Below are 24,473 nucleotides of genomic sequence, written 5' to 3' on the forward strand. Positions count from 1 at the left end.
TGCGCTGAGTCCCTTTTAACCAGCAATTGCTGGTTTACATATTCACCGGCTATGCTGCAAGGTATAGCCTGCCAAGTAACCAGTTTACAAGGGTTCGCAACGTGATTAACGAAATTAAAAAAGATGCAGAAGTGCGCATGGGTAAGTGCGTAGAAGCATTCCAGGGCCATATCGATAAAATCCGTACTGGCCGTGCTTCACCAAGTATTCTTGATGGTATTCAGGTTGAATATTACGGTAGCGCAACGCCATTGCGCCAGTTGGCCAACGTGGTAGTAGAAGACTCCCGTACGCTGGCAATTACCGTATTTGACCGCAGCCTGAACGCCGCGGTAGAAAAAGCGATCATGTCTTCTGATTTGGGTCTGAACCCATCTTCAGCTGGCACCGTGATCCGCGTTCCGCTGCCTCCGCTGACCGAAGAGCGTCGTAAAGACCTGATCAAAGTGGTGCGTGGCGAAGCAGAGCAGGGCCGTGTCTCTGTGCGTAACGTGCGTCGCGATACTAACGATAAGGTTAAAGCCTTGTTGAAAGATAAAGCTATCAGCGAAGATGAAGATCGTCGTTGTCAGGATGAAGTTCAGAAAATGACTGATACCTTCATCAAGAAAATCGACTCTATTTTGTCCGATAAAGAAGCTGAGTTAATGAATTTCTAATCGTTAACCGGTTCCGCAAGGCGTCGCTTAGGCGGCGCTTTGTTTTTTACATCTGTACGGTTTTATTGAAGACAACAGCTGATATTTGGGCTAAATGTCTTAGTCTTGCGGGCTCAGATGTTTCATACTGATGCATCTTCCTATCATAAAAACAGTTATTCAGAGCACCCTCATGAAGCAACTGACTATTCTTGGTTCTACCGGCTCCGTTGGCTGCAGTACATTGGCCGTTGTGCGGGCTAATCCCGATTTATTCGCCGTCACCGCATTGGTTGCAGGGCGCAATGTCTCATTAATGGCAGAACAATGTCTGGAATTTGCGCCGCGTTATGCGGCAATGGCGGACGAAGATTCTGCTGCGGCGCTGCGCCTTTTGCTGTCTGAGCAAGGTAGCAAAACCGAAGTATTAGCCGGTGAAAAGGCGGCCTGCGAACTTGCTGCTCTCGGTGAAGTCGATCAGGTAATGGCGGCTATCGTCGGCGTAGCCGGGCTATTACCTACGCTGGCGGCGATCCGCGCCGGTAAAAAAGTGCTGCTGGCCAATAAAGAATCTTTGATTACCTGTGGTCGTCTTTTCATGGACGCGGTGCGAGAAAGTCGTGCGCAGCTGCTCCCCATCGATAGTGAACACAATGCCATTTTTCAAAGCCTGCCAGAGCGCGTTCAGCAACAGTTAGGCTATTCTTCTCTGATTGAGAATGGTGTATCGCGCATTATCCTGACCGGCTCCGGCGGTCCTTTCCGTGAAACGCCGTTGGATCAGTTTGCCACAATGACGCCAGACCAAGCCTGCGCTCATCCAAACTGGTCGATGGGGCGTAAGATTTCCGTCGATTCAGCTACCATGATGAATAAAGGGCTGGAATATATCGAGGCTCGCTGGCTGTTTAACGCTTCGGCTGAGCAGATTGAAGTGATTCTGCATCCGCAGTCGGTGATTCACTCGATGGTTCGCTATCAGGACGGAAGCGTGCTGGCGCAGCTTGGTACACCGGATATGCGCACGCCAATCGCCCACGCTATGGCGTACCCAAATCGGGTAGAATCAGGCGTTGAAGCGCTAGATTTTTGCCGTATGGGCCCGCTGACGTTCGCAGAGCCTGATTATCAGCGTTATCCGTGTCTGCAGCTGGCGATGGAAGCTTTTAACGCAGGGCAAGCGGCGACCACAGTGTTAAATGCGGCTAATGAAATTTCTGTCATGGCTTTCTTGCAATCGCGTATCGGTTTCACAGATATTGCGAGATTAAACAGAAATGTGCTCGAAAGTTTGGCATTGCAGGAACCCAATTCAGTCGATGAAGTCTTAGATATTGACCGTTTGGCACGAATTGCTGCTGAGCGAGCATTAGGTGCATTAAGTCGTTGAAGGTGATGTTATTCATTGGTGGAATTTGTTCGTCTCGGACTGAGATGATATAGTCTGCGCCGTCAATGGGCAGACAGACCCTTGATTAACGGTTCTATGGGTATTTAGACCCTCTGGTTTGGCTGTCATATAAGAAGCCGTGATTCAGTACACGGCTTTTTTTGTGCGCATGAGGCCTAATGTTAGGGAAGAGCAGTCGTATTTATTGAGGAAGAATGTTCGCGTTATGTCGTCCGTAAATGAAGATAGGGCTAACTTGTCCCCCCAAGGCCCGCGCCACGTTGCTATTATTATGGATGGTAATGGCCGATGGGCTAAACGCCAGGGTAAATTAAGGATCTTCGGTCATAAAGCGGGAGTGAAATCAGTTCGCCGTGCGGTGAGTTTTGCCGCCACTCATCAATTAGATGCGCTCACGCTTTATGCTTTTAGTAGTGAAAACTGGAATCGCCCTGCTCAGGAAGTGACCGCACTGATGGAGCTTTTCGTTCGAGCGCTGGACAGCGAAGTGAAAAGTCTGCATAAACATAACGTACGTTTAAGCGTTATTGGTGATATCAGCCGCTTCAGTGGACGTCTGCAGGAACGCATTCGACGCTCTGAAGCGCTGACGGAAAATAATGATGGTTTGAAGCTTAACATTGCTGCCAATTATGGTGGACGTTGGGATATCATTCAGGGAATGCGCCAATTGGCTGGGCAGGTTCAAAAGGGATTGTTACAACCTGAAGATATCACTGAGGATTTGTTAAATTCTCATATTTGCCTGAACGAACAGTCTCAGGTGGATCTAGTGATCAGGACCGGTGGCGAACATCGCATCAGTAATTTCCTGCTGTGGCAAATAGCCTATGCTGAACTTTACTTTACTGATGTCCTTTGGCCTGATTTTGATGAACTTGTCTTTGAAGGTGCGCTGAATGCATTTGCACAACGCGAGCGCCGCTTCGGTGGAACGACACCTAACGATGTTGCTGCATCCTAGGGGGAACTTTTGCTGAAGTATCGTCTCATAACTGCTTTGATTTTAATCCCTATCGTCATCGGGGCGCTGTTTTTGCTGCCTCCGATTGGTTTTGCCATAGTGACGCTGGCTGTATGTATGCTGGCTGCTTGGGAGTGGGGGCAGCTCGCTGGTTTCGCTTCGCACTCACAGCGCATCTGGCTGGCGATACTCTGCGGTTTCTTGCTGGTATCGATGTGGTTGAGTATTCCAGAATATCAACCTACAGTGCACGATTTGCAAGTCAGTGGCCCGCTTTGGGCATCGATGGGGTGGTGGATAGCCGCTCTGTTGCTGGTGTTGACCTACCCGCGCTCGGCTGCTTTCTGGCGTGACTCGCGAACCATCAGAATTATCTTCGGTATTCTGACCATAGTGCCATTCTTCTGGGGCATGTTTGCGCTGCGTCAGTACGGTTATGAGCAAAATCATTCAACCGGTGCCTGGTGGCTGCTTTACGTGATGTTGCTGGTGTGGGGCGCGGATTCCGGTGCCTACATGTTTGGCAAAATGTTCGGCAAACATAAGCTTGCACCGAAAGTTTCCCCCGGGAAAACCTGGGAAGGGTTGATAGGCGGCTTGCTGTCATCGGCGTTGATAGCCTGGTTATTTGGCCGCTATGCTCCGCTGGATGTGATTCCGGAAAAACTGTTAGTGTGTTCTGTGGTTGCGGCTCTGGCCTCAGTACTCGGGGATTTGACCGAGAGTATGTTCAAACGTGAAGCGGGAATCAAAGACAGCGGTCATCTGATTCCTGGTCATGGCGGGATACTGGATCGTATCGATAGCCTGACCGCAGCCGTGCCGGTATTTGCCTGCCTGATGCTGTTAGTGTTTTAATCCGTCACTGACGGGGAGTTTAGGGATTATGATGAGCATACTCTGGAACCTGGCTGCATTTATCATTGCGCTGGGCATCTTAATTACGGTTCACGAGTTCGGCCACTTTTGGGTGGCGCGTCGCTGTGGAGTCCGTGTTGAGCGCTTTTCTATCGGTTTTGGCAAAGCCTTATGGCGCAGAACCGATCGACAAGGTACAGAATATGTGATCGCCCTGATTCCCCTCGGCGGTTATGTGAAAATGCTGGATGAGCGTGCCGAGGCCGTTGCCCCGGAATTCCGCCATCAGGCTTTTAACAATAAAAGTATTGCCCAGCGCGCTGCGATCGTCAGCGCCGGCCCTATCGCCAACTTCCTCTTCGCTATTTTTGCCTACTGGCTGGTGTTTATCATCGGCATCCCGAGCTTTCGTCCGGTTGTGGGTGAAATATCCCCACAATCCATTGCTGCGCAGGCTGATATTTCTGCTGGAATGGAACTTAAGTCTGTTGACGGTATCGAAACGCCTGATTGGTCTGCAGTTCGTCTTGCTCTGGTCGGTAAAATTGGCGACCAGCAGGTGCAAGTTGGCGTAGCCCCTTTTGGCTCTGATAACGTAGTACAGAAAACTCTGGATTTACGTCAATGGTCGTTCGAGCCTGATAAGCAGGACCCCGTGGTGACTTTGGGGATTATTCCTCGTGGCCCGCAGATTGAATCAGTGCTGCAAGAGGTTCAAACAGAGTCGGCAGCGCAAAAGGCGGGTTTACAAGCAGGGGATAGGATCGTTAAAGTTGACGGTCAGCTAGTTGAAGGTTGGCAGACATTTGCCAGCCGGGTACGCGAAAATCCTGGCAAGCCGCTGGCAGTTGAAATTGAAAGGGGTGGTTCTCCCTTGTCTTTAACCCTGATTCCAGATACAAAATCGGCGGGTAAAGACAGAACCGAAGGCTTTGCAGGCGTAATTCCGAAAGTTATACCGCTTCCGGATGAGTATAAAACGATTCGCCAATATGGTCCGTTTACGGCACTCTATCAGGCTGGGGATAAAACCTGGCAGTTGATGCGGTTGACGGTCAACATGTTGGGTAAACTGATTACTGGTGATGTTAAGCTGAATAACCTGAGTGGCCCGATTTCCATTGCACAGGGCGCAGGGGTTTCAGCCGAGTTCGGATTGGTTTATTACCTGATGTTTTTGGCACTGATTAGTGTCAACTTGGGGATTATCAATCTGTTCCCGTTACCGGTATTAGATGGTGGACATCTGCTCTTCCTGGCGATAGAAAAGCTCAAGGGTGGGCCGGTTTCTGAGCGAGTTCAAGATTTCAGCTACCGCATTGGCTCGATATTGCTAATGCTGTTGATGGGACTTGCACTTTTCAATGATTTCTCCCGCTTTTAACGGCAGGGGATAGGTTAGGAAGAACGCATAACAACGATGGCGATGAAAAAGTTGCTCATAGCGTCGCTGCTGTTTGGCAGCGCCACCGTATACGGTGCAGACGGGTTCGTAGTGAAAGACATTCATTTCGAGGGCCTGCAGCGAGTCGCCGTCGGTGCGGCGTTACTTAATATGCCGGTTCGCGTAGGCGATACCGTCAGTGATGATGACATCAGTAATACTATCCGTGCGTTGTTTGCCACAGGCAACTTCGAGGACGTTCGCGTTCTGCGCGATGGTAATACTCTGATTGTTCAAGTCAAAGAACGCCCAACGATCGCCAGTATCACTTTCTCCGGTAACAAAGCGGTGAAAGAGGATATGCTTAAACAGAACCTTGAAGCCTCTGGCGTTCGGGTTGGCGAGGCACTAGACCGCACAACGATCTCCAGCATTGAAAAAGGTCTGGAGGACTTCTATTACAGCGTGGGTAAATACAGCGCTTCGGTGAAAGCCGTAGTGACGCCGTTGCCGCGCAACCGTGTCGATCTGAAGCTGGTGTTTACCGAAGGTGTATCTGCCAAGATTCAGCAGATCAATATCGTCGGTAACCATGCGTTTAGCACAGACGAACTGATTTCACGTTTCCAGCTGCGCGATGAAGTGCCTTGGTGGAACGTGGTTGGTGACCGTAAATATCAGAAACAGAAACTGGCAGGCGATCTTGAGATCCTGCGTAGCTTCTATCTGGATCGCGGTTACGCACGCTTCAACATCGATTCTACTCAGGTGAGTTTGACGCCGGATAAAAAAGGCATCTACATCACAATCAACCTGACAGAAGGCGAGCAGTACAAGTTGAGCAGCGTGGTGGTCAACGGGAATCTGGCGGGCCATCAGTCTGAAGCTGAGAAGCTGACCAAAATTGAGCCGGGCGAGTTGTATAACGGCGGTAAAGTGACGCGCATGGAAGACGACATCAAAAAGATGTTAGGTCGCTATGGCTACGCTTACCCACGCGTACAGACTCAGCCTGAAATCAACGATGCGGATAAAACCGTGAAACTGCACATTAATGTGGATGCGGGTAACCGTTTCTATGTGCGTCACGTTCGCTTCGAAGGCAATGACACCAGTAAAGATTCCGTTCTTCGTCGTGAAATGCGTCAGATGGAAGGTGCATGGCTGGGTAACGCTCAGGTTGAACAAGGTAAAGATCGTCTGAACCGTTTAGGTTACTTCGAAACCGTCGATGTGGAAACGCAGCGTGTTCCGGGTACTGCCGATCAGGTTGATATTGTTTACAAAGTTAAAGAACGTAATACCGGTAGCCTGAACTTCGGCATTGGCTACGGTACTGAAAGTGGCGTGAGTTTCCAGGTGGGTGTTCAACAGGATAACTGGCTGGGCACGGGTAACAGCGTAGGGATTAACGGTACTAAGAATGATTACCAGACCTATGCTGAATTTACGTTAACCGACCCTTACTTCACCGTTGACGGTGTGAGTCTGGGTGGTCGTGTGTTCTACAACGATTTTAAAGCGGATAACGCAGACCTGTCTGGCTATACCAACAGCAGCTACGGTGTTGACGGTACCCTTGGGTTCCCAATCAACGAAAATAACTCATTACGCGTAGGCGTGGGCTATGTGCACAACAGTCTGTCCGACATGTTGCCGCAGGTTGCTATGTGGCGTTATCTCGAGTCAGTCGGCCAAAAGCCGAACTATACTGACCGCGCTGACTTCACCGCTGATGACTTTACCCTGAACCTTGGTTGGACTTATAACAACCTAGACCGAGGTTTCTTCCCGACTTCCGGTGTAAAATCTTCGGTTAACGGTAAAGTAACCGTTCCTGGCTCCGATAATGAATTCTACAAAGTGACCTTCGATACTTCCGGCTACCTGCCGTTGGATCAGGATCGTTCTTGGGTTCTGTTAGGTCGCGGGCGCTTAGGTTATGGCGATGGCCTCGGTGGCAAAGAAATGCCGTTCTATGAGAACTTCTATGCCGGTGGTTCCAGCACTGTACGTGGCTTCCGCTCGAACAACATCGGGCCTAAAGCTGCATACTATGCGAATAATGGCGCTACGGTTAATAAATCTACCGATGCTGTGGGCGGTAATGCCATGGCTGTGGCGAGTATCGAATTGATCACGCCAACGCCGTTTATCAGTGAAAAGTATTCTAACTCGGTTCGTACTTCGATCTTTATCGATTCAGGTACCGTTTGGGATACCCACTGGGAAAACACTGCGGCAACGGGAGCCGCCGGGATTCCTGACTACAGCGACCCAAGCAATATTCGCGTTTCTGCGGGTGTAGCATTACAGTGGATGTCACCGCTGGGTCCATTGGTGTTCTCTTACGCCAAACCGGTCAAAGACTATCCGGGTGATAAATCCGAGCAGTTCCAGTTTAACATCGGTAAAACCTGGTAACAGGCTACTGAGTAGTTGAGCAAGAATTGTTGATCGATAAGTAAAGATCGCGCTGACGCCGATCTCCCTGTTGCAAAGGTGATCTAGTATTACCTTTGCCGCATCGGATAAATCCGGCGTCAAGTGCATTTCAGGGTGTCTCTGACACAAACGGGTAATGGTAAGGAGTTTATAGTGAAAAAGTGGTTGTGTGCCGCAGGTCTTGGTTTAGCATTGGCTGCTTCAGCCAGCGTTCAAGCCGCTGACAAGATTGCTATTGTTAATGTTTCCAGCATTTTCCAACAATTACCCGCGCGTGAAACCGTGGCTAAGCAGCTGGAGAATGAATTCAAAGGCCGTGCAACCGAGCTGCAAGGAATGGAGCGCGATCTGCAGACCAAAATGCAGAAGCTGCAGCGCGACGGTTCTACCATGAAAGCCAGCGATCGTACCAAACTGGAAAAAGACGTCATGGCGCAGCGTGAAACCTTCTCTCAAAAAGCGCAGGCGTTTGAACAAGACAACCGTCGTCGCCAGATGGAAGAGCGTAACAAAATCCTGAGCCGTATTCAGGACGCTGTGAAATCTGTTGCAAGTAAAGGTGGGTATGATGTGGTTATCGACGCGAATGCTGTGGCATACGCTGATTCCTCAAAAGACATCACTGCTGACGTGCTGAAACAGGTTAAATAACACATGCCTTCAATTCGACTGGCTGATTTAGCCCAGCAGTTGGATGCACAAGTGCACGGTGATGGCGAAATTGTCATCACCGGCATCGCTTCAATGCATTCTGCCAAACCTGCGCAAATCACGTTTTTGTCAAACAGCCGTTACCGGGAACAACTCGCGTCTTGCCAAGCTAGCGCCGTGGTTTTGACCGAGGAAGATCTGCCTTATTGTAACGTTGCTGCTTTAGTCGTTAAAAATCCCTATCTGACCTATGCGCGCATGGCGCAGATTATGGATACCACTCCGCAGCCAGCTCAGGACATCGCCCCAAGCGCAGTGATTTCCCCTGAAGCAACCTTGGGCAATCAGGTATCAATTGGCGCAAATGCGGTGATTGAGTCCGGCGTTGTTCTGGGTGATAACGTGGTTATCGGTGCGGGCTGTTTTGTCGGTAAAAATGCACGTATCGGTGCAGGTAGCCGTTTGTGGGCCAATGTTTCCGTTTATCATGAAGTTGAGATTGGGCAGCATTGCCTGATTCAATCCGGTACGGTCATTGGTGCAGATGGTTTTGGTTACGCTAACGATCGTGGCAATTGGATCAAAATCCCGCAGCTTGGCACCGTAATAATTGGTGACCGCGTGGAGATTGGTGCCTGTACAACTATCGACCGCGGCGCGTTAGATAACACGGTTATCGGTAATGGTGTCATCATTGATAATCAATGCCAGATTGCGCATAACGTGACTATTGGCGACAATACCGCAGTTGCGGGCGGCGTTATCATGGCGGGAAGCCTGAAAGTTGGCCGATATTGCCAGATCGGTGGTGCCAGTGTGATCAATGGTCACATGGAGATTGCCGACAAGGTTGTTGTGACCGGAATGGGAATGGTGATGCGTCCAATCACTGAACCTGGGGTATACTCCTCCGGAATTCCGTTGCAGCCAAATAAAACGTGGCGAAAAACCGCAGCACTGGTGATGAATATCGATGAGATGAATAAGCGTTTGAAAGCTGTCGAACGTAAAATCGATAAAGAGTAATTACCACTCTGAGCCAATAACAAAAGCTATTGGCGCTTACTGCCCGAAGCGTACAGAGTTCCTAATTTGCGGCCTGCCTAATGATCTCCTTTTGGGGTCAAAGCAGGCCGTGTCGTTGATAGCATTAATTTTTTAGACAGGAAGAGTATTTTGACTACTGACACTCATACTCTGCATATTGAAGAGATTTTAGATCTACTGCCGCACCGTTTTCCTTTTTTGCTGGTAGATCGCGTCCTGGATTTTGAGGAAGGGAAATTTCTACGTGCAGTGAAGAACGTCTCTTTCAACGAGCCTTTTTTCCAAGGCCATTTCCCCGGTAAGCCTATTTTCCCTGGCGTACTGATTTTGGAAGCAATGGCGCAGGCTACCGGTATTTTGGCATTTAAAAGCCGCGGTAAACTTGAACCAGGCGAACTTTACTACTTTGCTGGTATTGATGAAGCCCGCTTTAAACGCCCGGTAGTGCCTGGCGATCAGATGATTATGGAAGTTGAATTCGTCAAAGAGCGTCGTGGTTTAACCCGCTTTACCGGTGTTGCTAAAGTTGACGGTGAAATTGTCTGTACTGCCACCATGATGTGCGCACGCAGCAAACCGGCACCAGCAGCAGTACCCGCATCTAAGGAGTCTTGATACGTGATTGACAAAACCGCCTTTATCCACCCGAGTGCTATCGTTGAAGAAGGTGCTGTGATTGGTGCTAATGTTCACATTGGCCCATTTTGCTATATCGGTTCCCAGGTGGAAATTGGTGAAGGCACAGTACTGAAATCCCATATTGTCGTGAACGGCGTGACTAAAATCGGCCGCGATAATGAGATTTACCAGTTTGCTTCCATTGGTGAAGCTAACCAGGATCTGAAATATGCCGGCGAACCGACACGGGTGGAAATTGGCGATCGTAACCGTATCCGTGAAAGTGTGACTATCCACCGTGGCACGGTACAAGGTACCGGGGTGACGAAAGTTGGTAGCGATAACCTACTGATGATTAATGCCCATATCGCTCATGACTGCATTATCGGCAACCGCTGCATCTTTGCCAATAACGCGACTTTGGGTGGCCACGTTGAAGTGGATGATTATGCCATTATTGGCGGAATGACCGCTGTTCATCAATTCTGTGTGATCGGTGCACATGTAATGGTTGGCGGCTGTTCCGGGGTTGCGCAGGATGTGCCTCCTTTTGTCATAGCGCAAGGAAACCACGCGACACCGTTCGGTATTAATATCGAAGGGCTGAAACGCCGTGGTTTTGATAAAGAATCTCTGCATGCTATCCGTAATGCTTACAAGCTAGTGTATCGCAGCGGACGTACTTTGGATGAAGTGAAGCCGGAAATTGCCGAATTGGCCGAGCAGCATCCTGCGGTTAAGCCGTTCAGCGATTTCTTCGCTCGTTCGACCCGCGGTATTATCCGCTAACTTATGCAAGAGCCTGTCATGACAGCCGATCGCCCATTAACTATTGGGTTAGTTGCCGGAGAAACCTCCGGCGATATTTTAGGTGCAGGGTTAATCCGGGCGCTTAAAGCTCAGGTTCCCAATGCCCGCTTTGTCGGCGTTGCCGGCCCCTTAATGCAAGCCGAGGGTTGTGAAGCCTGGTACGAAATGGAAGAGTTGGCTGTGATGGGGGTTGTGGAGGTGCTGGAACGGTTACCGCGTCTTCTTAAAATCCGTAAGGATTTGACGCGCCGTTTCAGCGAGCTTTCTCCCGATGTATTCGTGGGTATCGATGCTCCCGATTTTAACATCACCCTGGAAGGCCGCTTAAAGCAGAACGGAATTCGCACTATTCATTACGTCAGTCCCTCGGTTTGGGCCTGGCGTCATAAGCGCGTTTTCAAAATCGGTAAAGCCACAGATATGGTTTTGGCTTTTCTGCCTTTCGAAAAAGCGTTTTACGATCGTTTCAACGTTCCCTGTCGTTTTATTGGTCACACCATGGCGGATGCCATGCCGTTGGTTGCCAATCGTGCGGCGGCTCGTGCTGAATTAGGTATCGCTACTGATGTCCACTGTCTGGCGTTATTGCCGGGGAGTCGGCATTCAGAAGTCGAAATGTTAAGTGCCGACTTTCTACGCACCGCCGAGATATTACGGCAGCAATTCCCTGATTTAGAAGTATTGGTGCCGCTGGTGAACAGCAAGCGTCGGGAACAGTTCGAACGTATAAAAGCCGAAGTTGCACCGGAATTATCCGTCCATTTATTGGATGGTAAAGCCAGAGCTGCAATGGTCGCCAGCGATGCCACTCTGTTGGCTTCGGGCACCGCCGCGCTGGAATGCATGTTGGCCAAATCGCCGATGGTTGTGGGTTACCGTATGAAGCCTTTCACCTTCTGGTTGGCGGAGCGTTTGGTGAAAACGCCTTATGTCTCATTACCTAACTTACTGGCGGGCGAAGAACTGGTTCCCGAATTGCTACAGCAAGAGTGTCAGCCGCAAAAATTGGCAGACGCTTTATTACCTTTATTGAAGGGTGGCGAGGCGGTTGAAGCACTAAAAACACGTTTTCTGGCCTTGCACCAAAGCATTCGCTGCGATGCGGACAAACAGGCCGCACAGGCGGTATTGGAATTAGCGAAGCAATGAGCGATATTTTTATTTATCCGCAGGCAAATCTCATTGCCGGCGTTGATGAGGTCGGGCGCGGGCCGCTGGTTGGCGCGGTCGTGACCGCCGCAGTGATCCTCGACCCGAATCAACCCATTATCGGGCTGGCAGACTCAAAGAAACTCAGTGAAAAGCGCAGATTGGCGCTTTATGACGAGATTACCGAGAAGGCGCTGTCTTGGAGTCTGGGGCGCGCAGAGCCGGAAGAAATTGACGATATGAATATATTGCACGCTACCATGCTGGCGATGCAGAGAGCGGTTGCCGGGCTGCATATTGCGCCTGATTATGTCTTAATCGACGGTAACCGTTGTCCGGCACTGCCGATGCCGTCCCTCGCGGTGGTGAAAGGGGATAGCCGAGTGGCTGAGATTAGCGCTGCGTCTATCGTCGCAAAAGTGACCCGCGATCGGGAAATGGCGTTGCTGGATGCCGAGTTTCCGGATTACGGCTTTGCTCAGCATAAAGGCTATCCGACCGCATTCCATCTAGAGCGGTTGGCCGCATTGGGTGCCACAGATCACCATCGTCGCAGTTTTGCTCCGGTTAAACGCGTGCTCGGGCTGGCATAGGCCCGCATTGCTACTGCCTGATGGAAACAACGTATAGCCAGTGAATATCGAATTGCATCCATACAATGGTTTGCGTGATACAGGTTATAGTTATGATGCCCCGAGACACCCAGTCCTGCGGGTGTGATTCAATCCACTAATTTCTGGTATCTGGATATGGCCGAACCTCGTTTTGTCCACCTGCGTGTTCACAGCGATTATTCCATGATCGATGGATTAGCCAAGATTGGACCCTTGGTGAAGCGGGCTGCCGCCTTAGGCATGCCAGCGTTAGCGATTACTGACTTTACCAACCTGTGCGGTTTGGTGAAGTTTTACGGCAGCGCTCACGGCGCGGGAATCAAACCTATCATTGGCGCTGATTTCTGTGTGCAGAGCGAGATGCTGGGCGATGAGTTTGCGCATCTGACTATTCTGGCGCGTAACAACGAAGGCTATCAAAACCTTACCCTGCTTATTTCCGAGGCTTATCAGCGTGGCTATGGCCCCGCAGGGCCGGTTATCGATCGTGACTGGCTGATTAAGCACCGCGAAGGGCTGATTTTGTTGTCCGGCGGACGTATGGGCGACGTAGGCAAATTTTTGCTGCGTGGCAATCAGGCTCAGGTCGATCAATGTCTTGATTTTTACAATGAATACTTCCCTGGTAGCTACTATTTAGAGCTAATCCGTACTGGACGACAGGACGAAGAAAATTATCTGCACGTAGCGGTAGCATTAGCGACTGAACGCGGTATTCCCGTGGTTGCCACCAACGATGTGCGCTTTATTGATGAAACGGATTTTGATGCCCATGAAATTCGCGTGGCGATTCATGATGGCTTCACTTTGGTCGATCCGAAACGACCAAAAAATTATAGTCCTCAGCAGTTTATGCGCGATGAAGAGCAGATGTGCGAGCTGTTCGCGGATATTCCTGAAGCGCTGATCAACAGCGTTGAAATTGCCAAACGTTGTAACGTGACAATTCGGCTGGGTGAATATTTCCTGCCTCAATTCCCGACCGGGGATATGAGTACCGAAGATTTTCTGATCGAAAAATCCAAACAGGGTCTGGAAGAACGTCTGGAATTTTTATTCCCGGATCCGGAAGTCAGGGCGCAAAAGCGGCCTGAATATGATGAACGTCTGGATATCGAGCTTAAAGTTATCAACCAGATGGGATTCCCAGGCTACTTCCTGATCGTGATGGAGTTTATCCAGTGGTCGAAAGATAACGGCGTACCGGTTGGGCCGGGGCGTGGTTCAGGTGCAGGTTCTCTGGTGGCTTATGCCCTGAAAATCACCGATCTGGATCCGCTGGAATTTGATCTGCTTTTTGAACGATTCCTGAACCCTGAACGTGTATCCATGCCCGATTTCGACGTCGATTTCTGTATGGAAAAACGCGATCTGGTGATTGAGCACGTTGCTGAAATGTATGGCCGTGACGCGGTTTCGCAGATTATTACCTTCGGTACGATGGCCGCTAAAGCGGTAATCCGCGACGTTGGCCGGGTGCTGGGCCATCCCTATGGTTTTGTCGATCGTATTTCCAAATTGATTCCGCCCGATCCGGGGATGACGCTGGAAAAAGCCTTCGCCGCCGAGCCACAGTTACCTGAAATTTACGAAGCGGACGAAGAAGTTCGAGCCTTGATCGATATGGCGCGTAAATTGGAAGGTGTTACCCGTAACGCCGGTAAACACGCCGGTGGGGTAGTTATCGCGCCGACCAAAATTACCGATTTTGCGCCGCTATATTGCGACGCCGAGGGGAATAACCCGGTTACTCAGTTCGATAAAAATGATGTCGAATATGCCGGTTTAGTGAAGTTTGACTTCCTCGGTTTGCGTACTCTAACCATCATTAACTGGGCGCTGGAGATGATCAACGCCCGTCGCGCCAAGACCGGGCTGGAACCCATCGATATCGCGTCCATTCCGCTGGAGGATAAAAAGAGCTTTGATATGCTGCAACGGTCGGAAACGACGGCGGTATTCCAGCTCGAATCCCGCGGGATGAAGGATCTGATTAAACGCCTGAAACCCGACTGCTTCGAAGATATGATCGCCTTGGTGGCGCTGTTCCGCCCAGGACCGTTGCAATCAGGCATGGTAGATAACTTTATTGACCGTAAGCACGGTCGCGAAGAGTTGTCCTATCCAGATATCCAATGGCAGCATGAATCTCTGAAACCGGTACTAGAGCCTACCTACGGCATTATTTTGTACCAAGAACAGGTTATGCAGATCGCTCAGGTGCTGTCGGGCTACTCCCTCGGCGGGGCGGATATGCTACGCCGCGCAATGGGTAAGAAAAATCCGGCGGAAATGGCCAAGCAGCGTTCCGTGTTTGAAGATGGAGCTAAAAGTCAGGGTATTGACGGCGAACTGGCGATTAAGATCTTCGATCTGGTAGAAAAATTTGCGGGTTACGGTTTTAACAAATCTCACTCTGCCGCCTACGCGTTGGTTTCCTATCAGACTTTGTGGCTGAAAGCACATTATCCGGCTGAATTTATGGCTGCGGTAATGACCGCTGATATGGATAATACAGAGAAAGTCGTTGGTTTGGTGGATGAGTGCTGGCGCATGGGGCTGAAAATCCTGCCGCCGGATATAAACAGCGGGCTGTATCATTTCCATGTGAACGATGAAGGCGAGATCGTTTACGGCATTGGCGCTATCAAAGGCGTGGGCGAAGGCCCAATCGAAGCTATGCTGGAAGCCCGCAACCAAGGCGGCTACTTTAAAGATCTGTTCGATTTATGTGCGCGGGTTGATACCAAAAAACTGAATCGACGGATTCTGGAAAAACTGATAATGTCCGGCGCTTTCGATCGTCTCGGTCCGCATCGTGCGGCCTTGATGAGCTCTCTCGGAGAAGCGCTGAAAGCGGCAGATCAGCATGCCAAAGCGGAAGCTATTGGTCAGGCAGATATGTTCGGCGTACTGGCGGATGCGCCTGAGCAGGTCGAGCAATCTTATGCTAACGTACCGCGCTGGCAGGAACAGGTGGTTCTTGACGGTGAGAGGGAGACGCTGGGGCTGTATTTAACCGGTCACCCGATTACCCAGTATCTAAAGGAAATCGAGCGTTATACCGGTGGGTTGCGCCTGAAAGATATGCACCCGACGGATCGGGGCAAAATGACGACAGCAGTGGGGCTGGTAATCGCTGCGCGCGTGATGGTAACAAAACGCGGAAATCGTATCGGCATCTGTACGCTAGATGACCGTTCCGGGCGTCTGGAAGTGATGATGTTCACGGATGCGTTGGAAAAATATCAGCATTTGTTAGAAAAAGACCGTATCCTGATAGCCAGTGGGCAGGTCAGCTTTGATGACTTTAGCGGTGGACTTAAAATGACCGCCCGTGAGTTAATGGATATCAGTGAAGCTCGTGAAAAATATGCCCGTGGGCTTGCTATCTCGCTGACTGACAGGCAAATTGATGACCAGCTTTTGAACCGTCTCCGCCAATCGTTGGAACCCCACCGATCGGGGACGATCCCAGTACATCTTTATTACCAACGGGAAGATGCGCGCGCCAGACTACGATTTGGTGCCACGTGGCGTGTTACCCCGACAGACCGTTTATTGATCGACCTGCGGACGCTGGTTGGTAATGAGCAGGTGGAACTGGAATTTGACTAAAATAGGAATGCTATGAGTCTGAATTTTCTTGATTTTGAACAGCCGATTGCAGAGCTGGAAGCGAAAATTGACTCGCTGACTGCAGTCAGCCGTCAAGACGAAAAATTAGATATTAATCTGGATGAAGAGGTCCAGCGTCTGCGTGAGAAAAGCGTTGAGCTGACGCGGAAGATTTTTTCGGACCTCGGGGCTTGGCAGGTCGCTCAATTAGCGCGCCATCCGCGACGTCCTTATACCCTGGATTATATCGCTAACATTTTTACGGATTTCGAAGAGCTGGCAGGTGACCGTGCCTATGCTGATGATAAAGCTATCGTCGGCGGAATTGCCCGTTTGGAAGGCCGTCCGGTGATGATCATTGGTCATCAGAAAGGCCGTGAAACCAAAGAAAAAATTCGTCGCAACTTCGGTATGCCTGCTCCAGAAGGCTACCGTAAAGCGCTGCGTTTGATGGAAATGGCTGAGCGCTTCAAGCTGCCGATCATTACTTTCATTGATACTCCGGGGGCTTACCCTGGCGTTGGCGCCGAAGAACGCGGCCAGTCAGAGGCCATTGCCCGTAACCTGCGCGAAATGTCTCGTCTGAATGTGCCTATCGTCTGTACCGTTATCGGTGAAGGCGGCTCCGGTGGCGCGTTGGCGATTGGCGTAGGCGACAAAGTGAATATGTTGCAGTACAGCACTTACTCGGTGATTTCGCCGGAAGGCTGTGCGTCAATTCTGTGGAAAAGTGCGGATAAAGCGCCGTTAGCTGCCGAAGCTATGGGTATTACCGCGCCACGCCTGAAAGAGCTCAAGATGATCGATTCCGTGATTCCTGAACCTTTAGGCGGTGCACATCGCGATTATCAGGCCATTGCCGCTTCACTGAAAGCGCAATTGCTGGCCGATCTGAGCGATCTGGATGTATTGAATAACGATGAGCTGCTGAATCGCCGCTACCAGCGGTTGATGAACTACGGCTATTGCTGATTTAATCTTTCAGACAAAAACCCGGACTCACTTTGACTCCGGGTTTTTTATTGGGCAATAATAGCCGCTCAATCAGAGATTATTGGGTAACCACTTTGAGTTGGTATCGCCAAGAATAATACTAGAAATAGTGTTAACGTAACTTTTATCCGGGTTTATCTCCACGTTTACTCTGACCTTTTCCCGCAGTACATAAGCCGTTTTAGCCAGATTACAGATTATCGGTACGTCACTAAAATGCCAGACCATATTTTCGCGTGGTTCGGTTCTCTCACTAAATGAAATCCGACACCCCTGATCCGATACGCGAATGGCCGCGACGGTCCCATCGATGACATAACTGGAGCCAGGAGTATCATCGGCAAAGGCAATAGGCGTTAATGAAACAAACAGAGAAAAAATAATCGGTTTATTCAAAATAACCTCCGTGTATCATTTATATTATGGTGGGTTAATATCTCATTGAGATATGTTTATTTATTCAACGTTATTCTCTAATGCCGCAATAAGTCTGTTGACGAAATAAAAATGTCTGCCTTTTCTGGTTTTACATCTTTTATTTTGTAACTGCCTTTTCTTCATGGAATTGGAGTTGGGAGTTATACAAGTAAAAGAGGCGGCTAATGGGGGCAGTGTTTCACCTTGTATTACATCACGATAACCTCGCGGATTGCCAATATGGGTATAAAATTCTGAGCTACTGATATCACCATCGTTGGCTGAGTTATAACCTAAATTTGGCTGCCATCGATTTATCCAAAAGCCATTTGAAAATAGCTGACCGGATTGATAATAATTCTGCAATATTTCTCCGGTTATTTCGATAAAAGAAATGATCCGCTCCGCCGATATACCTTCCAGCGCCACCCATTCCTCCATTCCGCCATAATTATGCAATAGCGCTGATAATCCGGCTTGTCGTGGTGAGTGTTCGGCGCTGGTATCTCTGGCATGTGCGATAGAACCTTCGACTTCATAGAAGTTTGACTCTGGCCTTATGGCATAGATAAAAATTCGAAAGTCTTCCTCAAAAGGCTCTTCGCTATTGGCTCTGGCAAGTGATGCTGCGTGCTCGATGCTATGACGAAACGAAGCGCTGGTAGAGACAAAGGCACTGGTGTAATCATCGACAGATTCTCCATCAAAATGATGTATAAGATCATAATCAACGCGTGGGCCTGCCCAAGGACGCATTCCGTTAGCTGCATTTATCTCCCCTAAGTCCCGGGTGTCGGCGCGGTATACCAGGCTAACGGGGTAAATAGCATAGCTGGCGGATATATAAAAAAATAGAAGTCCAATAATAAACAGTGTATTGATTAATAGAGAAAGAAACTTTCCCTGCATAACACCATCCTTATAACCTGTGAAATAAAATATTATATTTTGATGGTGAAGTGTTAAGTGTAAATCAAAAATTTAAAAGCCTTAAAATAAGTTACATTTTGATTATTACTTGATGTTATTTAATTTGCTGGCTGGGCTTGTTTTGATAATTATTATTGTCTGATCGTTCTCTTTTTTAGTTTTAATTGTGGCTTTGATCTCGCCCGATTAATTCACTCGGTGATTAAATTTATTATTTTGTCCAGAATGCAGTCAATATATGGCATGGTGTCTGATATAGAATTTCCAACATTATTATCTAATTAGGTACACAGCGGCGAGTTTTCATGTTGTTATAGGGATAAATAAAAATGTGAGGACTATACAAATGAATATCATCGCCATTATGAGCCCAATGGGGGGTTACTATAAGGATGAGCCAATTCGTGAGCTTCACAGCGCTCTGCAAGCTAAAGGTTTTCAACTGGTTTACCCGAAAGATGGGCAGGATCTACTCAAGCTGATTGAACATAACGCTCGGATTATTGGCGTCATTTTCGATTGGGATCAGCACAGCATGGCGCTGTGTACCGAGATCAACGAGTTAAATGAATACCTGCCGATTTATGCTTTTATCAATACGACCTCATCGCTGGATGTCAGCCTGAATGAAATGCGCATGGCACTGTATTTCTTCGAATATGCGCTTAACGCAGCCGATGATATTGCTCAGCATATTGAGCAGTATACCGCCGAGTATATTGATGTCATCACGCCGCCGCTGACCAAAGCGTTGTTTCACTATGTTAAAGAGGGAAAATATACGTTTTGCACCCCAGGGCACATGGCGGGCACGGCATTTCAGAAAAGCCCGGTGGGGAGCCTATTTTATGATTTCTTTGGCGCCAATACCTTAAAAGCCGATATTTCTATTTCGGTGACCGAACTGGGGTCTTTACTGGATCATAGCGGCCCGCATTTAGAAGCCGAAGAGTATATCGCGCGTACTTTCAACGCCGAAAAAAGTTATATGGTGACCAACGGTACGTCGACCGCCAATAAAATCGTCGGCATGTATTCTGCCCCAGCCGGTTGCAGCATATTGATCGACCGTAATTGTCATAAGTCACTGACGCATTTATTGATGATGAGCGATATCACGCCGCTATATTTGCGGCCTGCGCGTAATGCCTACGGTATTTTGGGCGGAATACCGAAGAGAGAGTTTACTCGCGAAAGCATCAACGAAAAGATCGCGCAAACGGCGGGGGCTACCTGGCCTGTCCATGCGGTTATTACTAACTCAACCTATGACGGTCTGTTGTATAACACCGATTATATTAAACAGACTCTGGACGTTCCTTCGATACATTTTGATTCTGCTTGGGTGCCTTACACTCAATTTCACCAGATCTACGATGGTAAGAGTGGAATGAGCGGCGATAGGATTCCCGGTAAAGTTATTTACGAAACCCAATCGACGCATAAATTACTGGCCGCATTTTCTCAGGCTTCGATGATTCATATAAAAGGCGATTATAACGAATCGACCTTTAATGAAGCCTATATGATGCACACGACCACTTCCCCACATTACGGTATCGTGGCCTCAATGGAAACGGCAGCCGCCATGATGCGAGGTAAACCGGGCAAACGGCTGATTCAGCGCTCTATTGAGCGCGCGATGCATTTCCGTAAAGAAGTTAAGCGCTTGAGAGCCGAAAGCGATAACTGGTTCTTTGACGTCTGGCAGCCAGATGATATTGAAGACATCCAGTGCTGGCCGCTAGAGCCGGGCGAAAACTGGCATGGCTTTGCTAAGGCAGACGCTGATCATATGTATCTGGACCCGATTAAAGTCACGATTCTGATGCCGGGAATGAACAGTGATGGGCAGTTGACGGAGGAAGGTATTCCTGCCGCTCTAGTGGCAAAATTTCTCGATGAGCGTGGCGTTATAGTTGAGAAAACCGGGCCGTATAACTTATTGTTCCTGTTCAGTATTGGTATAGATAAAACCAAAGCCATGAGTTTATTACGTGGGCTGATGGAGTTTAAGCGCGCCTATGATCTGAATTTACGTGTCAAAAATATGCTGCCGGATTTGTATGCGGAAGATCCTGATTTTTATCGTCATATGCGAATTCAGGATCTCGCCGCCGGCATACATCAACTTATTCGTCACCATGACTTGCCGCGTCTAATGCATCAGTCCTTTAGCGTATTGCCGGAAATGAAACTGACGCCTTACGATATGTTCCAACAGCAAATCCGCGGTAATATAGAAGAATGTGAAATGGGTGATCTGATTGGCAAAGTGGTTGCCAATATGATTCTGCCTTATCCGCCGGGCGTACCCGTGGTGATGCCGGGTGAAATGATTACCGAAGAAAGCCGAGCGGTGTTGGATTTCCTGCTGATGCTGTGTGCTATCGGCGAGCACTATCCCGGCTTTGAAACCGATATTCACGGCGCTCATCTGGCCGACGATGGACGATATATGGTTAAGGTGCTGAAAACCAGTTGATAACCCATCACCCGTTGGCCAGCGGGTGAAAAATAATGATGGAGCCAGCCATGTTGGACATTCGCCAGATTCACCATATTGCGGTGATCGGCTCAGATTATCAGGTCAGCAAGGATTTCTACTGCGACGTATTGGGATTCACTTTGCTGAGTGAGGTTTATCGCGCAGAGCGTGATTCCTGGAAAGCCGATTTTGCATTAAACGATAATTATATCATTGAGTTATTTTCCTTCCCGGCTCCGGCTGCGCGGCCAAGCCGCCCGGAAGCCTGTGGCTTACGTCACCTGGCGTTTCAGGTAGATGATATTGATTTGAGCGTTAAGCAATTGGCTGAGAAGGGCGTGGCTTGTGAAACGCTGCGAATCGATCCTTATACACAATCGCGTTTCACTTTCTTTCAGGATCCGGACGGGCTGCCGTTGGAACTGTATGAATTGAAGCCGTCTCGGTGATGTATCGATGAATCAGCCACAACAACTCGTTGAATATATTGCCGATAACCTGCGTGGGCAAACCAGTTTTCTGGTGGGGTTCAGCGGTGGACTTGATTCCAGCGTGTTGCTCCACGCTTTGGTGCAGCTGCGCGCCAGTCTGTTGCCGTCTCTAACCCTGCGCGCTATTCATATACATCATGGTTTGAATCCACTGGCGGAAAACTGGGTGGAACATTGCCAGGCACAGTGTCAGGGCTGGAATGTGCCATTTGAAGTTGTTCGGGTACAGCTCGATACGCGCCACAGTGGGATAGAAGCCGCCGCGCGAACCGCGCGTTATCAGGCCTTTTCCAGCCACTTGGCAGAAGGAGAAACCTTACTTACTGCTCAGCATCTCGACGATCAAAGTGAAACCTTTTTACTGGCGTTAAAACGCGGCAGCGGCCCTGCGGGTTTAGCTTCGATGGCTGCGGCTATGCCATTTGCTGAGGGGCAGATTTTGCGCCCATTATTAGCTATTTCTCGCAAACAATTAGAGCGTTACGCCGAAGATTGCCAGTTGGCATGGATAGAAGATGATAGCAATCAGGACGATCGCTTCGATCGTAATTTTCTGCGTCTGAAAGTATTGCCGGTTTTATCCGAACGTTGGCCGCATTTTTCCCGATCGGTGGCGCGTAGTGCGGAGTTGTGCGCTGAGCAGGAACAATTGTTAGATGAGCTATTATCTGAACCCTTGGCGCAACTACGGCAACCGGATGGTTCTTTAGCGATCAACGGTTTAGCGCTAATGTCGGAAGCTAAACGCGGTGCCTTGCTGCGTCGTTGGCTGGCAGAGAAAGGCGTGGCGATGCCCGCCAGAGAACAGCTACAGCGAATTTGGAATGAAGTGGCGTTGGCGCGGGCTGATGCAGAACCGGTGCTGGAGTTAGCTCCTCATCAGGTACGGCGTTTTCGGCAATATTTGTATGTATTACCGCAGTTGGAAGCCATCACTACGACAGTTTTACCGTGGTCTGTGCCATCGCCGTTGGAGCTACCCGCCGGGCTGGGACGTTTGGAACTGGCTGATGAGAAGGGACAGAAAATCCGAGTGCCCGCTGAAAATGAACCTGTTAGCGTCCGTTTTGGCCTACAGGGGAACATCAGAATCGTTGGGCGTCGGCATTCGCGGCGCGCTAAAAAATTGTGGCAGGAATTAGGCATTCCGCCTTGGGAGCGCGAACGTATTCCGCTATTGTATTTTGGTGAGCAATTGATAGCCGCCATCGGCGTATTTATCACGCCAGAGGGCGTAGCCGAAGAAGGCGGAGCCTGCTGGTGCGTTCAGTGGCGTCAGCTGAATAACAGAATAAATAACGAATAATAAAAGCGGTCTTGAGGATCAATGATGAAATCAGTTGTGTGTCTGGCAGTGGCGTTGAGCCTATGCAGTTTTTCTGCAATGGCGAAAAATGATATTGAGGCCGGTAAGGCGAAGTCTGCCGCCTGTATTGCCTGTCACGGTATGAATGGTAAGGTTTCGGTGCCGATGTATCCGAATTTGGCAGGGCAAAATGCGCTCTATCTTGAGCAATCGCTAAAAGCGTATAAAACCGGCGGGCGTTCTGGCGGTCAGGCTGAGGTGATGCGCGCCTATGTTTCAGGTTTGACCGATGAGGATATGTCTGATTTGGCGGCTTACTATGCCAGCCTTAAACCCTAATATTTCGCCTTGGTTAAAAACAAAACGGGCCACTTTTCAGCGGCCCGTTTTTTTTGGCGAAAGGATTACGAAGCACTGACCACGACAGTTCCAATTTCTGGATGACTGAAGCTGGCGATATGATCCAGCCGTAACTCGCGCATTTTCCCCGATTCTTCCACAATCAGGTATTCGACATGCTTGCGTAATAGCAGGTCGCTGGCTTTACCTTCTACGATCTCACCGCCTCTCAACTTCAACGTCAGTATCAGGTGATGCTGGCAGGCGAGTTCCAGATTATCGTAATCATCGCAATTGATGGGTTGATACTCTTCACTCATCGACATAATCGCTCACCAATAAGTTAGCGGCGGCGTAAGCCGCCTGTTCCCTAACGGAGGACGGCAGTGCGTCATTTGCCGCAACTTCGTCCAATGCTTTCAATACACAGCCCAGCGCATCAGGCACATACCCAAGATCGCCACTGCCAATCTCGGAATAAAAACGACGTACTAATTCACAGTATTGTTGCACGGTATCCTCCCGGAAAAGTTTAACCCGGTGGATTTTCAATGGTAAACCACATTGTAAAACCACGAAGATAAACTCTGAACTTATAAGGACTATAGCACAGGAGTTGAAGAGATATCAGCGTTCAGCGGAAGGTTTCTTTGCTTACTAAAAGCCATTAATAATCGGTTTATGTGGGGTTAGCAGCGCGCGCAAAGGCGGGATCAAGTACACTGTCCTCCTGAAAATCAAGAGGTCACCCATGGCACTAAAAGCAACCATTCACAAAGCCACAGTCAATATTGCCGATATGGATCGCAATGTCTTTATGGATACTAACCTGACGGTGGCACAGCACCCATCCGAAACCGATCAACGCATGATGCTGCGGCTATTGGCGTGGATTTGCCATGCGGACGAGCGTTTGTTATTTACCAAAGGCCTAAGTGCGGACGATGAGCCGGAAATCTGGCTGCGTAACGATCATAACGGCATCGAGCTGTGGGTGGAGTTAGGGCTGCCGGACGAGAAGCGCTTGCGCAAAGCCTGCAATCAGTCGAAAAAAGTTGTTCTTTATTCCTATGGGGAACGCGCGGCGAAAGTGTGGTGGCCGCAGGTTAAAGAGAAACTTTCCGGCCATGAAAATCTTCAGGTACGTTTTCTGGATGATGAGCAAATGGCGAAACTGGCTGCGATGTCCGCTCGCAACATGAATTTGCAGGCGACCCTGCAAGAGGGAACCATTTGGCTTTCTGATGCTCAGAATAATCTGGAAATCACTTTTTCTGAATGGCAAGGCAGCGAGCAATAAGT

The 24,473-nt window shown here is 49.3% G+C and carries 23 protein-coding genes; 19 read left to right on the forward strand and 4 right to left on the reverse strand.

What is annotated here, in order from left to right; all coding sequences use genetic code 11:
• The first annotated feature begins 101 nt into the window (after positions 1 to 101).
• From frr to accA, 14 genes are all read left to right on the forward strand, one after another.
• Positions 102 to 659 (forward strand): ribosome recycling factor, encoded by a 558-nt coding sequence (gene frr / locus DBA33_RS17875; protein WP_049599918.1) that lies wholly within the window; start codon positions 102 to 104, stop codon positions 657 to 659.
• 172 nt (positions 660 to 831) lie between these two features.
• On the forward strand, positions 832 to 2,028 hold the full coding sequence (gene ispC / locus DBA33_RS17880) for a 1-deoxy-D-xylulose-5-phosphate reductoisomerase (protein ID WP_120806917.1): 1,197 nt from the start codon (positions 832 to 834) through the stop codon (positions 2,026 to 2,028).
• 226 nt (positions 2,029 to 2,254) lie between these two features.
• Complete coding sequence (gene ispU / locus DBA33_RS17885) at positions 2,255 to 3,013, forward strand: (2E,6E)-farnesyl-diphosphate-specific ditrans,polycis-undecaprenyl-diphosphate synthase (RefSeq protein WP_064514787.1); 759 nt, start codon at positions 2,255 to 2,257, stop codon at positions 3,011 to 3,013.
• Positions 3,014 to 3,022: 9 nt separating this feature from the next.
• Positions 3,023 to 3,871: a phosphatidate cytidylyltransferase gene (gene cdsA / locus DBA33_RS17890; protein ID WP_120806918.1), complete on the forward strand. Its 849-nt coding sequence runs from the start codon at positions 3,023 to 3,025 to the stop codon at positions 3,869 to 3,871.
• 28 nt (positions 3,872 to 3,899) lie between these two features.
• Positions 3,900 to 5,255 carry a sigma E protease regulator RseP gene (gene rseP / locus DBA33_RS17895; protein WP_064514783.1) on the forward strand — a complete coding sequence of 452 codons (1,356 nt, stop codon included), beginning with the start codon at positions 3,900 to 3,902 and terminating at the stop codon, positions 5,253 to 5,255.
• 36 nt (positions 5,256 to 5,291) lie between these two features.
• Entirely contained in the window at positions 5,292 to 7,679 is a 2,388-nt protein-coding gene (gene bamA, locus DBA33_RS17900; RefSeq protein ID WP_064514782.1) for an outer membrane protein assembly factor BamA, read from the forward strand.
• Between the two features lie 174 nt (positions 7,680 to 7,853).
• Entirely contained in the window at positions 7,854 to 8,351 is a 498-nt protein-coding gene (gene skp, locus DBA33_RS17905) for a molecular chaperone Skp (RefSeq protein WP_049599935.1), read from the forward strand.
• A gap of 3 nt (positions 8,352 to 8,354) precedes the next feature.
• Positions 8,355 to 9,377, forward strand: coding sequence for a UDP-3-O-(3-hydroxymyristoyl)glucosamine N-acyltransferase (gene lpxD / locus DBA33_RS17910; RefSeq protein ID WP_064514780.1), 1,023 nt, complete (start codon positions 8,355 to 8,357; stop codon positions 9,375 to 9,377).
• Positions 9,378 to 9,527: 150 nt separating this feature from the next.
• Complete coding sequence (gene fabZ, locus DBA33_RS17915) at positions 9,528 to 10,013, forward strand: 3-hydroxyacyl-ACP dehydratase FabZ (protein ID WP_064514778.1); 486 nt, start codon at positions 9,528 to 9,530, stop codon at positions 10,011 to 10,013.
• A 3-nt stretch (positions 10,014 to 10,016) separates the two neighbouring features.
• On the forward strand, positions 10,017 to 10,805 hold the full coding sequence (lpxA, locus tag DBA33_RS17920) for an acyl-ACP--UDP-N-acetylglucosamine O-acyltransferase (RefSeq protein WP_049599940.1): 789 nt from the start codon (positions 10,017 to 10,019) through the stop codon (positions 10,803 to 10,805).
• Between the two features lie 3 nt (positions 10,806 to 10,808).
• Positions 10,809 to 11,975 (forward strand): lipid-A-disaccharide synthase, encoded by a 1,167-nt coding sequence (gene lpxB, locus DBA33_RS17925; RefSeq protein WP_064514776.1) that lies wholly within the window; start codon positions 10,809 to 10,811, stop codon positions 11,973 to 11,975.
• Positions 11,972 to 12,568, forward strand: a complete 597-nt coding sequence (gene rnhB / locus DBA33_RS17930) for a ribonuclease HII (protein ID WP_064514774.1) — start codon at positions 11,972 to 11,974, stop codon at positions 12,566 to 12,568. Before lpxB ends, rnhB begins: the two co-directional genes overlap by 4 nt.
• 156 nt (positions 12,569 to 12,724) lie before the next feature.
• Positions 12,725 to 16,207, forward strand: a complete 3,483-nt coding sequence (gene dnaE / locus DBA33_RS17935) for a DNA polymerase III subunit alpha (protein ID WP_064514772.1) — start codon at positions 12,725 to 12,727, stop codon at positions 16,205 to 16,207.
• Between the two features lie 12 nt (positions 16,208 to 16,219).
• A complete protein-coding gene (accA, locus tag DBA33_RS17940; protein ID WP_064514770.1) occupies positions 16,220 to 17,179 on the forward strand; it encodes an acetyl-CoA carboxylase carboxyl transferase subunit alpha in 960 nt (319 codons plus the stop codon).
• A 72-nt stretch (positions 17,180 to 17,251) separates the two neighbouring features.
• Here accA and DBA33_RS17945 read toward each other — a convergent pair whose 3' ends face one another.
• Together DBA33_RS17945 and DBA33_RS17950 are read right to left on the reverse strand one after the other, a co-directional pair.
• Positions 17,252 to 17,596, reverse strand: coding sequence for a hypothetical protein (locus tag DBA33_RS17945; RefSeq protein ID WP_064514768.1), 345 nt, complete (start codon positions 17,594 to 17,596; stop codon positions 17,252 to 17,254).
• 60 nt (positions 17,597 to 17,656) lie between these two features.
• Complete coding sequence (locus DBA33_RS17950) at positions 17,657 to 18,526, reverse strand: hypothetical protein (protein ID WP_120806919.1); 870 nt, start codon at positions 18,524 to 18,526, stop codon at positions 17,657 to 17,659.
• A gap of 367 nt (positions 18,527 to 18,893) precedes the next feature.
• On the opposite strand from DBA33_RS17950, the gene DBA33_RS17955 reads away from it, so the two are divergent.
• The 4 genes from DBA33_RS17955 to DBA33_RS17970 are packed head-to-tail and all read left to right on the forward strand — an operon-like array spanning position 18,894 to position 23,171.
• Entirely contained in the window at positions 18,894 to 21,032 is a 2,139-nt protein-coding gene (locus DBA33_RS17955; RefSeq protein WP_064514765.1) for a lysine decarboxylase LdcC, read from the forward strand.
• A gap of 50 nt (positions 21,033 to 21,082) precedes the next feature.
• Complete coding sequence (locus DBA33_RS17960) at positions 21,083 to 21,484, forward strand: VOC family protein (protein WP_120806920.1); 402 nt, start codon at positions 21,083 to 21,085, stop codon at positions 21,482 to 21,484.
• Positions 21,485 to 21,491: 7 nt separating this feature from the next.
• Positions 21,492 to 22,832, forward strand: a complete 1,341-nt coding sequence (gene tilS, locus DBA33_RS17965) for a tRNA lysidine(34) synthetase TilS (RefSeq protein ID WP_064514761.1) — start codon at positions 21,492 to 21,494, stop codon at positions 22,830 to 22,832.
• Between the two features lie 21 nt (positions 22,833 to 22,853).
• Entirely contained in the window at positions 22,854 to 23,171 is a 318-nt protein-coding gene (locus tag DBA33_RS17970) for a cytochrome c (protein ID WP_084414307.1), read from the forward strand.
• Between the two features lie 65 nt (positions 23,172 to 23,236).
• Here DBA33_RS17970 and rof read toward each other — a convergent pair whose 3' ends face one another.
• Both rof and DBA33_RS17980 read right to left on the reverse strand, forming a co-directional pair.
• Positions 23,237 to 23,497 (reverse strand): Rho-binding antiterminator, encoded by a 261-nt coding sequence (gene rof, locus DBA33_RS17975; protein ID WP_049599964.1) that lies wholly within the window; start codon positions 23,495 to 23,497, stop codon positions 23,237 to 23,239.
• Positions 23,484 to 23,684: a YaeP family protein gene (locus DBA33_RS17980; RefSeq protein WP_049599966.1), complete on the reverse strand. Its 201-nt coding sequence runs from the start codon at positions 23,682 to 23,684 to the stop codon at positions 23,484 to 23,486. The genes rof and DBA33_RS17980 overlap by 14 nt, the downstream gene beginning before the upstream one ends.
• 238 nt (positions 23,685 to 23,922) lie before the next feature.
• Here DBA33_RS17980 and DBA33_RS17985 point away from each other — a divergent pair, with 238 nt between their 5' ends.
• Entirely contained in the window at positions 23,923 to 24,471 is a 549-nt protein-coding gene (locus DBA33_RS17985; RefSeq protein WP_064514757.1) for a YaeQ family protein, read from the forward strand.
• The last annotated feature ends 2 nt before the right edge of the window (positions 24,472 to 24,473 follow it).

Source organism: Yersinia sp. IP36721 (assembly GCF_003634395.1).
GTDB classification, from domain to species: domain Bacteria; phylum Pseudomonadota; class Gammaproteobacteria; order Enterobacterales; family Enterobacteriaceae; genus Yersinia; species Yersinia entomophaga.

Excerpts from the sequence above, each read along its gene's own strand:
- dnaE (WP_064514772.1), top strand. The coding sequence starts at position 12,725 with ATGGCCGAACCTCGTTTTGTCCACCTGCGTGTTCACAGCGATTATTCC.
- accA (WP_064514770.1), top strand. The coding sequence starts at position 16,220 with ATGAGTCTGAATTTTCTTGATTTTGAACAGCCGATTGCAGAGCTGGAA.
- tilS (WP_064514761.1), top strand. The coding sequence starts at position 21,492 with ATGAATCAGCCACAACAACTCGTTGAATATATTGCCGATAACCTGCGT.
- bamA (WP_064514782.1), top strand. The coding sequence starts at position 5,292 with ATGGCGATGAAAAAGTTGCTCATAGCGTCGCTGCTGTTTGGCAGCGCC.
- DBA33_RS17970 (WP_084414307.1), top strand. The coding sequence starts at position 22,854 with ATGATGAAATCAGTTGTGTGTCTGGCAGTGGCGTTGAGCCTATGCAGT.
- lpxD (WP_064514780.1), top strand. The coding sequence starts at position 8,355 with ATGCCTTCAATTCGACTGGCTGATTTAGCCCAGCAGTTGGATGCACAA.
- ispC (WP_120806917.1), top strand. The coding sequence starts at position 832 with ATGAAGCAACTGACTATTCTTGGTTCTACCGGCTCCGTTGGCTGCAGT.
- rnhB (WP_064514774.1), top strand. The coding sequence starts at position 11,972 with ATGAGCGATATTTTTATTTATCCGCAGGCAAATCTCATTGCCGGCGTT.
- DBA33_RS17950 (WP_120806919.1), bottom strand. The coding sequence starts at position 18,526 with ATGCAGGGAAAGTTTCTTTCTCTATTAATCAATACACTGTTTATTATT.
- DBA33_RS17985 (WP_064514757.1), top strand. The coding sequence starts at position 23,923 with ATGGCACTAAAAGCAACCATTCACAAAGCCACAGTCAATATTGCCGAT.
- DBA33_RS17960 (WP_120806920.1), top strand. The coding sequence starts at position 21,083 with ATGTTGGACATTCGCCAGATTCACCATATTGCGGTGATCGGCTCAGAT.
- ispU (WP_064514787.1), top strand. The coding sequence starts at position 2,255 with ATGTCGTCCGTAAATGAAGATAGGGCTAACTTGTCCCCCCAAGGCCCG.
- DBA33_RS17955 (WP_064514765.1), top strand. The coding sequence starts at position 18,894 with ATGAATATCATCGCCATTATGAGCCCAATGGGGGGTTACTATAAGGAT.
- rseP (WP_064514783.1), top strand. The coding sequence starts at position 3,900 with ATGATGAGCATACTCTGGAACCTGGCTGCATTTATCATTGCGCTGGGC.
- lpxB (WP_064514776.1), top strand. The coding sequence starts at position 10,809 with ATGCAAGAGCCTGTCATGACAGCCGATCGCCCATTAACTATTGGGTTA.
- rof (WP_049599964.1), bottom strand. The coding sequence starts at position 23,497 with ATGTCGATGAGTGAAGAGTATCAACCCATCAATTGCGATGATTACGAT.